At 33.5% G+C, this 14,031-nt stretch carries 10 protein-coding genes; 5 read left to right on the top strand and 5 right to left on the bottom strand.

Translation table 11 applies throughout. The features are described 5' to 3' along the window. Window positions 1-211: 211 nt before the first annotated feature. Entirely contained in the window at window positions 212-3,187 is a 2,976-nt protein-coding gene (secDF, locus tag K8B81_RS09055; protein WP_223681046.1) for a protein translocase subunit SecDF, read from the top strand. Between the two features lie 128 nt (window positions 3,188-3,315). Continuing rightward, entirely contained in the window at window positions 3,316-3,507 is a 192-nt protein-coding gene (locus K8B81_RS09050) for a hypothetical protein (protein WP_223681044.1), read from the top strand. Between the two features lie 430 nt (window positions 3,508-3,937). On the opposite strand, the gene lgt is transcribed toward K8B81_RS09050, so the two are convergent. From lgt to K8B81_RS09025, 5 genes are all read right to left on the bottom strand, one after another. Beyond that, window positions 3,938-4,870, bottom strand: a complete 933-nt coding sequence (gene lgt / locus K8B81_RS09045; RefSeq protein WP_223681042.1) for a prolipoprotein diacylglyceryl transferase — start codon at window positions 4,868-4,870, stop codon at window positions 3,938-3,940. Window positions 4,871-4,934: 64 nt separating this feature from the next. Then, the gene (gene yidD, locus K8B81_RS09040; RefSeq protein WP_223681039.1) at window positions 4,935-5,174 is read right to left on the bottom strand and encodes a membrane protein insertion efficiency factor YidD; all 240 of its coding nucleotides are present in this window, start codon (window positions 5,172-5,174) and stop codon (window positions 4,935-4,937) included. Between the two features lie 21 nt (window positions 5,175-5,195). Beyond that, the gene (gene cysS / locus K8B81_RS09035) at window positions 5,196-6,674 is read right to left on the bottom strand and encodes a cysteine--tRNA ligase (protein ID WP_223681037.1); all 1,479 of its coding nucleotides are present in this window, start codon (window positions 6,672-6,674) and stop codon (window positions 5,196-5,198) included. 122 nt (window positions 6,675-6,796) lie between these two features. Continuing rightward, window positions 6,797-7,468 (bottom strand): GTP cyclohydrolase I FolE, encoded by a 672-nt coding sequence (gene folE / locus K8B81_RS09030; protein WP_223681035.1) that lies wholly within the window; start codon window positions 7,466-7,468, stop codon window positions 6,797-6,799. A gap of 202 nt (window positions 7,469-7,670) precedes the next feature. After that, the gene (locus tag K8B81_RS09025; protein WP_223681033.1) at window positions 7,671-8,867 is read right to left on the bottom strand and encodes a pyridoxal phosphate-dependent aminotransferase; all 1,197 of its coding nucleotides are present in this window, start codon (window positions 8,865-8,867) and stop codon (window positions 7,671-7,673) included. A 122-nt stretch (window positions 8,868-8,989) separates the two neighbouring features. Here K8B81_RS09025 and K8B81_RS09020 point away from each other — a divergent pair, with 122 nt between their 5' ends. From K8B81_RS09020 to K8B81_RS09010, 3 genes are all read left to right on the top strand, one after another. Further along, a complete protein-coding gene (locus K8B81_RS09020; RefSeq protein ID WP_223681031.1) occupies window positions 8,990-10,312 on the top strand; it encodes a PDZ domain-containing protein in 1,323 nt (440 codons plus the stop codon). Window positions 10,313-10,429: 117 nt separating this feature from the next. Then, window positions 10,430-13,075, top strand: coding sequence for a gliding motility-associated C-terminal domain-containing protein (locus K8B81_RS09015; protein WP_223681029.1), 2,646 nt, complete (start codon window positions 10,430-10,432; stop codon window positions 13,073-13,075). A 26-nt stretch (window positions 13,076-13,101) separates the two neighbouring features. Further along, window positions 13,102-14,031, top strand: coding sequence for a PorP/SprF family type IX secretion system membrane protein (locus K8B81_RS09010; protein ID WP_223681027.1), 930 nt, complete (start codon window positions 13,102-13,104; stop codon window positions 14,029-14,031).

Below are 14,031 nucleotides of genomic sequence, written 5' to 3'. Positions count from 1 at the left end.
AGGAAAAGGCTGCACTTTTGCAGTCTTTTTTTTGAGATTAATTAATAAATAAATTGTTTAATCTTTTCGAGAATTATATATTTGCTCGGTTTAAAAAAAATGTTGTAATTCGTGATCACGATTTTTTAGTTTTAAAAACTCATGTCAGGGCTTATTTTATGGGAATTTAAAGCAAAAACAAACAATAAAACATAATTAATTTTTAGTAATAATGCAGAATAAAGGACTTATTAAATTTTTCGCAATTCTATTTGCATTGGTAAGTATTTACCAACTTTCTTTCACTTTTGTGGCAAATAATGTCAAAGAGGAAGCTAAAGCTTTTGCAGGAGATAATCCTGATAAAGAATTAAAATATTTAGATTCTATTGGCAAAGTAAAAGTTTTTGATCTTGGTTTTACAGATTTTACTTATAATGAAGTAAAAAACAAACAGTTAAATAAAGGTCTTGACTTAGAAGGAGGAATCAACGTGATTCTTCAAATTTCTATTAAAGATGTTTTGAAAGGTTTGGCTAATAATTCTAAGAACCCTGTTTTTAACAAATCATTAGCCGATGCAAGTGCAAATTTAGAAGGAAATAAAACCTATTTAAATAAGTTTTTTGAAGCTTTTGATGCAAATTCTAAAGGAAGTGTGAAGCTGGCTTCACCTGATATTTTTGCAAACAGAAGCTTACAGGGAGAAGGTGGTATCGATTTTCAAATGTCTGATGCGCAAGCTCAAAAAGTAATTAAAAGAAAAGTTGATGAGTCTGTTGAAAGTGCTTTTAAAGTACTAAGGGAGCGTATAGATAAATTTGGTGTTACTCAGCCAAACGTTCAGAAATTAGGTGAAACAGGAAGAATTTTAGTAGAACTTCCAGGTGCTAAAGATGTTGACAGAATCAAGAAATTATTAGGAGGGAAAGCTCAATTAGAGTTTTGGGAAACTTTTAAAATTGAAGAAATTGGAAACTTCTTAGTGGCTACTAATGAGGCTTTAAAAAAGACTGAAATCAAAAAAACAGAAACTAAAGCTGTTGCAAAAGATTCATTGAATGCATTGTTAACAGATGCAAAAGATTCACTTGATACTAAAAAAGGAAATAATCCATTATTTGACAAAATGATTGGCCAGGGTGGTGGACCTGTTTTAGGTTACTTCGCTCCAAAAGATACTGCTGTTGTTAATGAGTATTTTAAGAGACCTGAAATCAGGATCTTATTGGCTGCTGACCAACACAATGCAAAATTTGTATGGAGCAAGCCAACTACTACTAAAGATGCAAAAGGAAAAGATATTGAAGCTGTAGAATTATACGCTTTAAAAGGAAACAGAGATAACGCTCCTGCTATGAGTGGTGGTGTTGTTACAGATGCAAAAGATACTTTTGACCAATTAGGAAAACCAGCTGTTTCTATGCAAATGAACAGTCAGGGAGCAAAAATTTGGGAAGAATTGACAGGAAGAGCTTTTTCTCAAAAAAGTTATATCGCTATTGTTCTGGATAATGTAGTTTATTCTGCACCAGGGGTAACTAGCGGACCAATCGCAGGAGGAAGATCTGAAATTACAGGTTCTTTTGATGTAGCTGAAACGAAAGATTTAGCAAACGTATTGAATGCGGGTAAATTACCGGCTTCTGCAGATATTATTCAATCTACTGTTGTAGGTCCATCTTTAGGACAGGCTGCAATCGATGCGGGAACAATTTCTTCTATATTAGGATTTTTATTAGTTTGCGGATGGATGGTATTCTATTATGGTAAAGCGGGTTGGTATGCTAATCTTGCATTATTATTAAACTTGCTTTTCTTATTCGGAATTATGGCTAGTTTTGGTTTTGTATTAACATTACCGGGTATTGCAGGTATCGTATTAACATTAGGTACTGCGGTAGATGCGAACATTATTATATTTGAAAGGGCAAAAGAAGAATTACGAGAAGGTAAGTCATTATCTGAAGCTGTTACAGCGTCTTACGGATGGCACGGTGCAATGCGTTCTATTATTGATGCCAACGTTACACACGTATTGACAGGAGCAATTTTGTTTATTTTTGGTACAGGTCCAATTAAAGGTTTTGCTTTAACATTGCTTATTGGTATCGTAACTTCATTGTTTACTTCAATTTTTATTGCAAGAATTTTTATTGACAGAAATATTGCTGGAAAAGGAGATTTAACGTTCTCTACAAATATCACTAAAAACTGGTTTACTAATTTTCACTTTGATTTTATTAAAATCAAAAAATTCACTTACATCTTCTCTTCTATTGTAGTTGTAGTAAGTTTAATTTCTATTTTCTTTGTTAATGGATTAGATGAAGGCGTGGATTTTGTTGGAGGTAGAACTTTCCAGGTTAAATTTGAAAAACCAGTTGATGCAACTGTAATTTCAGATGAATTATCTGCTGCTTTCGGAACTCCGGTTGAAGCTAAAATTTTAGGTGACGATGATCAGTTAAAAATCACTACGAAATACAAAATTAAAGAAGATGGAGTAGCTGTTGATGAAGAAGTAAATCAAAAATTATACAAGGCTTTAGCGAAATATTTCCCTAATGTTTCTTATGAGAAATTTACAAATACTTATGATGGTAAAAAAATAGGAGTTTTACAGGCTTCTAAAGTAGGAGCTTCAATCTCTGAAGATATCAAAACAAATTCGTACTGGGCAGTTCTTGGTGCAATGGCAGTTATTTTCTTATACTTAATGGTATCTTTCCGTAAATGGCAGTACTCTTTAGGTGCGATTGCAGCCGTTGCGCATGATGTAATTTTTGTATTAGGAATTTACTCTTTATGTTATAAATTCATGCCTTTCCACATGGAAATGGATCAGCACTTTATCGCTGCGATTCTAACCGTAATAGGTTATTCTATGAACGATACCGTAATTGTATTCGACAGGGTTAGAGAGTTTATTATCGGAAATCGTAAAGGAAGTTTCGAAGATATCGTAAACGCTTCTATTAATACTACATTGTCAAGAACATTGAATACTTCATTAATGATGATCATTGTATTATTAACCATGTTCATCTTTGGTGGTGAGTCAATCAGAGGATTTATATTTGCCATGTTAATTGGTATTATTGTAGGTACATATTCGTCATTGTTTATCGCTACACCTGTATTGGTTGATACGATTTCTTCTGATGAGAAACACACAATTGAAGACAAGCATAATAATAAGGTTTAATTAACCTTAGTTTTATATAGAGAAAAGATCCAGTGAAAGCTGGATCTTTTTTTGTTTATATTTGAATTGAAAGAGAAATTTGGTGAATGTATTACCAGTCAAGAAGAAATTAATATTTGATAAAAATTATGGAGTTTAGCATTGGAACACAGTTTTCAAGAGAATTTATTTTTGAGGATACGTTAATAGTTAATGATTTAGAAGGTGCTTTAAATAAATGTTTGGCTGAAAAAAAGTATGATTCTGAAATAGAGAAAATATACATTGGTGTAATTTGTGTGTCAAAAGGTTTTGAACCTTTTTTATGGCAAGACCTTTAAAAATATTAAGAAAAGAGCCCGCTGTAGAATATGAATTAAAAGTTGAATTTGATCCTTTTTTTAAGCAAACACAGAACAGACGATAAAGATTTTCGTCAAGAATTTTTAATACAGTCAAAGGGGGTTTTGAGTAACAAAAAAATGAAAAAATTTGCGTTAGATGAGTTTTTGAAAGATATTGAGAAATGTTTTATTTAAAATATTTTTTTTAGAAATGTTTTTTGAAACAAAACATCTAATTTAGCCCTGATCGAAGCGGTATCCTTTTATGCCGGGGTTCGGTATAAAAGATACAGCGGAGAGCAGGACAAAAGTTGTTATGGAAATTGAGGTGCCTGCTTCTAATAATATTTACATTATCAGATACTTTTCTGTAAAAAAAATGCCCAATATTTGAAAATATCGGGCATTATATAATTTTTGATTTGTGTTAAGAAGCTGCTAAAGGATTTCTTTGTGCTCTGATGATGAAGAAAAGACCGATTATGATAAAAGGGATGCTTAGCCATTGTCCGGTTGAGAAATAGCCTAATGTGCTTTCAAAACCGCCCTGACTTTCTTTTACAAATTCTACTATAAATCTTACTACAAATAAAAGAACCAAAAATAAGCCAAATAAATACCCTGATTTAAGTCTTGCATTTGTTTTCCAGTATAAGAAGTATAAAATGGCGAATACAAAAATATAGCAGAACGCTTCATATAATTGTGTTGGGTGTTTGGCAGGAACCTGAGCTAATAAATCTGCAAATTTTGGGTCAGTTGCAATTGCGGTGTAAGCATCTGCAGGATTTGCAATTTGAGTAGCATTTACAGCTTCGCTTTTGCTAAACGTATCGTGTAAAAAGCGAATTCCAAATGCAGAAGTGGTTTCGTTTCCTATAATCTCAGAATTCATAAAATTTCCGATACGTACAAAAATAGCGCCGCTTGCTACCGGAATGACTACTCGGTCTAAAATCCACAATAACGGGCGCTTTAGGATCATTTTGCTGTAGTAATACATCGCAATTATAATAGCAATGGCAGCGCCATGACTTGCTAGTCCCTGAAATCCGGTAAATTGAAATTCAGGTTCAAGTTTAAATGGTAAAAAGATCTCCAGTAAATGATTTCTAAAATATTCCCAGTCATAGAATAAAACATGTCCCAAACGGGCGCCAATTAAAGTTGCTAAAACTGTCCAGACAAATAATGAATCCAGTTTGTCGATTGATTCGTTTTCGCGCTCGAACATCTTTTTCATCAGGAGCCATCCTAAACCAAAAGCAATTACGAACATTAGACTGTAATAGCGAATCATAAAAAATCCTAAATCAATTCCCTCAGAAGGATTCCAAACGATATTTAAGGCGTGTGTCATGTAATATTGTGTTTTGTTAATTGTAAAAATAAATATTTAAAACAGAGTTAGTCATTAATAAAAGTTAATGTTTATGCGAACATTTTTTTTCAGGAACTGGGTCATAACCTGTTTTTCCCCAGGGATGACAGCTTAAAATGCGTTTTATTCCCAAATACCCTCCATGAAATAATCCGTGTTTTTGTAAGGCTTCAATCATATAGCTTGAACATGTAGGCTCAAACCTGCATGAGGCCGGTGTAAATGGCGAAATGGCGTTTTGATAAAAGCGTACTAATAAAACAAATGGAGTGGTGACTTTCATGATTTATTAGAAATAACTGATTTATATTGAAAAGGTGGTACCTTCTTTTCCGTCCTTTAATTGAATTCCTAAAGCAATTAACTGATCCCTGATTTGGTCAGAAAGAGCAAAATTTTTATCAGCTCTGGCCTGATTTCTCATTTCGATCAGCATGTTTACTACACCTTCTAATTTATCGTTATTGCTGTCAGCAGCCTTCTCGTCGCTTAAACCTAAAACATCAAATACGAAAGCATTAATTGCTGTTGAAAATGATTTTAAATCATCGGCAGAAATAGTTTCTTTTCCTTCTTTTAATAAATTGATATAACGTACTCCTTCGAATAATTGCGCGATTAAAATTGGCGTATTAAAATCGTCATTCATGGCGTCGTAGCACAATTGTTTCCATGTTCCAAAATCAATAGAGCTTGAATTTCCTGCAGAAATAGTTGGCAATGCATCAATCGCTTCCATTAATCGTTTATATCCTTTTTCGGCAGCTGTTATAGCATCATCAGAAAAATCCAAAATGCTTCTATAATGTGCCTGCAACATGAAAAAACGTGTTACAGAAGCAGAAAATGCCTTACTTAAAACGGTATTATCGCCACTCAAAATCTCGCCCGGTAAAATATTATTGCCAGTTGACTTTGCCATTTTCTTGCCGTTTAAAGTCAGCATATTGGCATGCATCCAGTAATTAACCGGAGATTGACCAGTGCAGGCTTCGTTTTGAGCAATTTCGCATTCGTGGTGTGGGAATTTTAAATCCATTCCGCCTCCATGAATGTCAAAATGATTTCCTAAGTATTTTGTACTCATGGCAGTACATTCAAGATGCCAGCCAGGAAAACCATCGCTCCAGGGAGAAGGCCATCTCATGATATGTTCCGGTTCTGCTTTTTTCCAAAGTGCAAAATCCTGTGGGTTTCTTTTGTCTGACTGGCCATCTAAATCACGGGTATTGGCAAGCATATCTTCTATGTTTCTGCCACTTAAAATCCCGTAATTGTTAGTTTTATTATATTTTACAACATCAAAATAAACCGATCCGTTGGCTTCATAACCAATTCCGGTATCAATTATTTTTTTGATGATTTCGATTTGCTCTATAATATGTCCAGTTGCAGTAGGTTCAATACTTGGCGGTAAAAAATTGAAGGCTTTCAGGATATCATGAAAATCGACAGTATAGCGCTGAACAACCTCCATAGGTTCTAATTGCTCTAAGCGTGCTTTTTTCGCAATTTTATCTTCTCCTTCATCAACATCATCTACAATATGACCTACATCAGTGATATTACGTACATAACGTACTTTGTAGCCCAGATGTAAAAAATACCTGAAAATCACATCAAAAGACATAAAAGTTCTCACATTTCCTAAGTGCACATTGCTGTAAACTGTAGGTCCGCAAACATACATTCCAACATTTCCTTCATGGATTGGTTTGAAATTTTCTTTTTCACCCGAAAGCGAGTTGTATATTTTTAGATGTTGATTAGTGTATAAAGGCATATTTTTAATTTAATTTTTAGAAGCTAATCCTGCTCTCCACTATATCTTTTATGGTGAACCCCACCATAAAAGGATGCCGCTTCGATCAGGGCTAGACAATAAATAATAGAAAATAGTAATGATTAGAACTGAGTTTCTAATTTAATATAATCCAAAAATTCTCTTTTAGTCTGTGGATCTTTAAATTTCCCACCAAATTCAGAAGTTACTGTACTGCTTTCAATATCTTTAATTCCTCTTGAATTAACACAAAGGTGTTTGGCATCTATAACGCAGGCAACATCTTCTGTGCCTAAAGCTTTTTGAAGTTCCTGAACAATCTGCATAGTCAAACGTTCCTGAACCTGAGGCCTTTTCGCATAATATTCTACAATACGGTTCATTTTTGATAGACCAATAACTCTTCCGCTTGAAATATATGCTACATGAGCCCGGCCAATGATAGGTAATAAGTGGTGTTCACAGGTAGAATAAACGGTAATATTTTTTTCAACGAGCATTTCTCCATACTTATAATTATTGTCAAATGTAGAAGCTTTTGGCTGTTTTGAAGGGTTGAGGCCTCCAAAAATCTCTTTTACAAACATTTTTGCAACTCTGTTTGGAGTTCCCTTTATGCTGTCATCAGTCAAATCCATTCCAAGAGTTTGCAGAATATTTTCAACATCTTTTTTTATTTTTTCTATTTTTTCTTCATCACTTAAGTCAAAGGCATCTTCTCTTAAAGGGTTTTTTGCATTACTGCTGAAATGACTGTCGCCTATTTCGTCTAAAAAATCTTCGTTATTTATCATTAAAAACTACTATTATAGTGGGTATATCTTTTTAAGGCGGTAAAGATAATTAATAAATAGGAAACCTTTTCAATCGTTTTTATTATTAATTACTCCTTTTCGACATAAATATGAGATTAATGCTCAACTGGGGTTTTTAAAAACACAAAAGACAATAACCTATTATTAGTTATTGTCTTTTGAAGTCCTTATTTAACTCTTGTTATTTTTTGTTGTAAGCGGTAAGTGCTTCTTTCAATATATTTACAGCGGTTTTCAAATCCTTTTTATTTAATACATAAGCAATTCGAACCTGATTCAAACCCATTCCGGGAGTCGAATAAAAACCTGCTGCCGGTGCTACCATTACAGTTTCTCCGTTCAAATCATAACTTTCCAGAAGCCATTGTGCAAAATCTTCAGAATTGTCTATTGGCAACTGTGCAATACAATAAAAAGCGCCTTTAGGCTTGGTTACGATTACACCTTCAATTTTGTTTAGTTCCGTAATCAAAGTATCGCGACGACTTTTATATTCTGAAATTACTTCATCAAAATAACTTTGAGGCGTGTCTATTGCAGCTTCACAAGCTATTTGTTCAATTGTTGGCGGACTCAGACGTGCCTGGGCAAATTTCATTACCGTTGCTAAGATCTGCTTGTTTTTTGTTACTAAACAACCAATTCTGGCACCACACATACTGTAGCGTTTTGAAACAGAATCGACCATGATCACGTTTTGCTGTACATCTTCTAAATTCATTACAGAAAAATGCTCATCATCTCCATCATACAAAAATTCACGATAGACTTCATCAGCAATTAGATACAAATCATGCTTTTTTATTAAGCCTGCCAATTGTTTAATTTCTGCTTCTGTATATAAATATCCAGTCGGATTTCCGGGATTGCAAATCAGAATGGCTTTTGTTTTAGGTGTAATTAATTTTTCAACCTCATCAATACTTGGCAAGGCAAATGCAGTTTCAATTGTAGAAACAAGTGGGACTACAGTTGCACTTGTTGAGGATGCAAAGGCATGGTAATTAGCATAAAAAGGTTCCGGTATAATGATTTCATCTCCGGGATCTGTAATTGTGGCCAGTGCAAAAAGTAAGGCTTCAGAGCCACCAGTAGTTATAATGATGTCTTCTGTATTGACGTTTACATTTTGGCGCTGGTAAAATTGAGCTAATTTTTTTCTATAGCTTTCATATCCTGCAGAAGGACTATATTCTATAAGAGTCAAATCAATATTTTTTACCGCCTCGATGGCCACTTCGGGTGTTTTTATATCCGGTTGACCAATGTTTAAGTGATACACTTTGCGCCCTTTTTTCTTTGCTAAATCTGCAAAAGGAGCCAGCTTGCGTATCGGTGATTCGGGCATGTTTCTACCCTTGTGTGAAATTGTTGGCATGAGTATAAATTATTGAAGTGCAAATTTGCATTTTTTTTTCGGATTTAACGTAAACAATAGAGGGAGTTGTAAAAATGTAACAATAATCAGTTTTTTTAGTAATTTTATAATAAAAATTGTCAATGAAAAAATATATCTTATTGTTTTTTTTGCTTTTGACATCTTTTATATCAGATGCTCAGGATGATTTTTTAATTGAAAGGAATAAAAAGAAAGTAGTAATCCCTTTTAAACTAATTAATAATTTAGTTTTTATTCCAATTAAGGTAAATGGTATTGAGTTGAACTTTTTATTAGATTCTGGGGTTGATGAAACAATTTTATTCAGCATGGAAGACAAAAAAGAGGTTAGTTTTAAAAATGTGGAAAAAATTAAACTTCGCGGATTAGGAAGTGAAGAGGAAATTGAAGGCTTAAAATCAACAAATAATATTCTGGTAACGCATGGTTTAAAATCTATTAATCATCTGGTTTATATTATTTTAGATCAGGGGTTCAATCTGTCTTCACATGTTGGAATTCCGGTTAACGGAATAATAGGATACAAATTTTTTAGAAATAATGTAGTAGAAATTAATTATCAAAAGAAAAAAATTTTGGTACATCAGAATAATGAGAATGTTAGAAATAGCTTTGATAAAAAATTTAAAACAATACCTATTACTATTGAAAGGTCTAAACCTTACGTTATGGCTTCGGCGATGGTTTCAGGTAAAAATATTCCGGCAAAGCTACTTATAGATATAGGTAATAGCGATTCCTTCTGGGTTTTTGAAAATGATAAAATTAAGTTACCAAAAAAGAATTTTCCTGATTTTCTTGGAAAAGGATTTAGTGGCGACATAGAAGGTCATAGAGCCAAAATTTCTAATTTTTCGCTTGCTGATTTTACATTTAAAAATCCAATTGTTTCTTTTCCTGATTCAAGCTCTATAAAAAATGTAAAGATGGTTGCAAACAGGGTCGGTTCAGTTGGAGGCGAAGTTCTAAAAAGATTTACCATTGTTTTGGATTATGCTGATAAAAAAATGTATCTGAAAAAAAATAATAAGTTCAATGAGCCTTTCAGTTATAACAAAAGTGGAATCACAGTTCAACATAATGGTTTGCAATGGGTGCAGGAAACCGTACATCTAGAGACAGTACGTGTAGGTAACGCAACAGATGAAAATTTTAACGGTAAAAACAATAATGATTTCAGGTATAAATTTCAATTAAAGCCAATTTTTGAAATTGTTAATGTACGCAAAAAATCAGCAGCGGAAAAAAGTGGAATCCAAAAAGGAGATGTTATTATTAGTATTAATAATACTAAGCCTTATAAATATACATTGCAACAAATTAATAACCTTTTGAAATCAGAAGAAGATATCTGGATTAATTTAGAAGTTGAACGTAATAGTATATTGCTAAAATTCCGTTTTCGATTAGAAGATGAGTTGTAGTTTTTTCTTTTTTATTTTGTTTTGTATTTGATAATAAGGTTGTTAGTGTTTTGTTTTGTAAGATTAAATAGTTTTGTTAAATAATTTAAGTATTTTTAACGAAAATTTAATTAGTCTATGATTAAAAAATACTTTTTCTTAATTGCTTTTAATCTTTGTTTCCTTGTTTTTCTATTAAATCCAACTAAAATTTTTTCTCAATGTGCGGGTGTGGATTCTTCAGCTCCTTTTGAAGTTTGTGATATTCCTAATAGCAGCAGTCAGGCAATAGATTTGTTTCCTTTATTGGGAGTTACTGCTGTTCCCGGAGGTACGTGGTCAGATGATGATAATTCAGGAGGTTTAAATGAAGCTACAGGTATTTTAAATGCTCAGATAATTCCTTTCAAGGGAATATACCATTATACTTACACAGTCGCAGGTACGAATGGCTGTGCAGATAATGCTGCAACTATCGAAGTCATTATTGGTGGATACGCAGGTTTTGCAGAAAAAGCTTCAGCGTGTAGCGATGATACTGCATTTAATCTTTTTCAGATATTCAATGGGAATAGCCAATTGAGCCCTCAATCGGGAGGAAGTTGGTACAATGATACAAATCAAACTGCTTCCCCTAGTGTTATTAATGCAAAAACTTTCGTGCCTGGAACTTATAAATTTACATATTCTATTGCTGCTATTGGAAGTTGTCCTGCTGTCTCTTCAACAGGTTTTGTAACTGTTTTCAGGTCTCCTGAACCGGGAACCCCTGCACCATTGATATTATGTGAAGACAGTGATTTCTCAATATATTCTAATCTTGATCTGAATGATAGGATTTCTGGAGAAGATCCAGGAGGAACATGGACTGATAATAACGGTGTAGGGCAGATTACTTTTATAAAAGATCATAATATAAATGTTCAGCAAATATATGATAATTATGGCATAGGGGAATATTTATTTACTCATACAGTTTTACCAACAAGTCCCGTGTGTAAAATAGAAAGAGCTGTTGTAAGGATTAAAATTGAAAAGAAATATGATTTTACAGGAGCAAAAATTGAAGTAAAAAATGATATTTGCGAATCTGATATTCAAACAGCCACCTATTCAGCAACAATAACTCAGGGAACCCAAAATATTCCTAATGGACAATTTTACGTTACCTATAATGTTTCAGGCCCTAATGGTGAAACCAAAACCATACTAGCCGGATTTAATAATGGGGTTTTAACTTTTCCCCTAAGCTCAAATTATTTTCGACAGCCAGGCAATTTTACAGTCAAAATTATAAATATTGAGGCGTTTGGCAGTGAAAAGGGGTGTGTAAACATTATCAATGATCTGTCAGATGTTTTACATGTTTATAAAATACCGGTTTTAAACGGAGCTGTTTTAACACCGGCCGTAACCTGTCAAAATAAAAGTGTTCAGGCAATAATTTCAAATGCTTCGGGGTTAGAAGATGGCGATTATAGTATTAAGTATAATGTTTCAGGATCAAATATTGCAACGGGTCAATCTGCTGCCATTACTGTTTTAGGAGGGAACGCAAGTTTTACAATTCCTTCAAACTTAAATTCTAATAGTGGGAATTCAATTATTACAATTACGAATATTACTAATGCTGCAACACCTTACTGTACCAATACGGCTAACTTGAATGGAAATTTAATTATAAATAAATTACCTGACGCATCGAACCTTAAAGTTGAAGTGTTGGATGATTGTATCAATAAACCTTTTAAGGCTTCAGTTTCCGGCTTAGGTACGCTTACAGATGTTACTATTTCATATCTTTTATCAGGCAGTAATACTGCAGCCTTACAAACTATTAGTTTAGCGGCTACAAATGGAAAAGCAGACTTTATAATTCCGGCTGTGTTATTGCCAAATACAGGACCAACTGCTATATCGATTGTCAATCTGGTAAATAATGACAATTCCTGTGATGTTAATTTGACAACAGTTTCTGATGCTTTTGCGCTAAATCCTATTCCTTTAGCCCCAACTGCAGCGGACCGGTCTTTTTGTAAAATTGAAAGAGCTACAATTGCAAATTTAGTCCCAAACGGAAGTCATTACAAATGGTATAATTCATCAGCTCTTACCACACCTTTGGCTAATACGTATGTTTTAAAAACAGAGGATTATTGGGTAACCGAAACTTCAGCAGCGGGGTGTACCTCTCCTGCTACTATGATTAAGGTTACAGTAAGCGATTCACCGGCACCAGTTTTAGATGCTGATGGACAAAATTTTTGTGGTTTAGAAAATCCTGCTATTTTAGATTTGTCGAATAACACAAACGCTGCCTCAACAGTTGTATGGTACGATGCTTTAAGTAATGGTAATTTGCTTGCTCCGTCAATGCCTCTTACAGACAATACAACTTATTATGGTTTCGACATATCAGCCTCTACAAATTGTATTTCAGAAGATTATTTAGAAGTGAAGGTTTCACTGAGTCATTGTGATGAAACCGAATATGAAACATTTTTTGTTCCGGACGGATTCTCACCAAACGGAGATAATGTAAACGATACTTTTAAAATCCTTAAAATAGATTTTTTATATCCAAATTATGCTCTCGAAATTTATAATCGGTACGGCAATGTTATGTTTAAAGGAAATAAAAACAAACCGGATTGGGATGGTAGAAATTTAGAAGGAGGAGGTTTTGGTGACGGAATAGCACCAAATGGGGTCTATTTTTATGTTATCCATTTTAATAAAGATAATAAACCGCCTCAGCAAGGTCGTCTTTATTTAAACAGATAATCCTTCATTTACTTAATATCATCTCAATGAAAAAAATAATACTTTTTATAAGTTTCCTTTTTTATGTTACATTATCATCTGCCCAGCAAGATCCAGAATACACACATTATATGTATAATATGAGTGTGGTAAATCCTGCTTATGCAACAGGCACGGCTGCTATGATGAACTTAGGAGGTTTATACAGAACACAATGGGTTGGAGCAGTAGGTGCACCAAAAACATTTACCTTTTTTGGTCATACCGCTTTAAGTGAAAAGATTGAAGTTGGTGCTTCATTAATTTCAGATGATATTGGGGATGGCGCAAAAAAAGAAAATAATTTCTATGCTGATTTTGCTTATGTTCTTCAATTAAATGGTAAAAACAAACTTTCTTTAGGATTAAAAGCAGGTTTTACTTCTTTACAAACCAATTTTAACGGATTTCGTTTTACGGATCCTGCAACAGATTTGGCTTTCTCAGAAAATATTAATTTGACAAAACCCAATATAGGAGCAGGGGCTTATTATTTTACAGATAAATATTATATAGGATTGTCTGTTCCGAATTTATTAAGTTCAAAACACATTGAAGAAAAATCAGGAATAAACGCTTTCGGGTCTGAAGAAATCCATACTTTTTTAACCGCAGGATATGTTTTTCAGATTAGTGATGCTTTCAAATTAAAACCGGCATTTATGTCAAGGTTTGTTTTCGGAGCACCTGTTTCAGTTGATATTACAGCCAATGTTTTATATAATGAAAAGTTTGAACTGGGTGCCGCCTACAGAGTAAATGACGCCGTAAGTGCTTTGATGAATATACACGTTACACCATCTCTGAGAATTGGATATGCTTATGATTATACGACATCAAATTTAGGACAGTTTAATTCGGGAACTCACGAAATCATGTTGCTTTTTGATTTAGATTTATTAGGAAAAGGATATGATAAATCACCAAGATTCTTTTAA

It is taken from the genome of Flavobacterium hibisci, assembly GCF_020026925.1.
GTDB lineage: Bacteria > Bacteroidota > Bacteroidia > Flavobacteriales > Flavobacteriaceae > Flavobacterium > Flavobacterium hibisci.
This window is presented reverse-complemented; position numbering and strand designations above follow the sequence as displayed.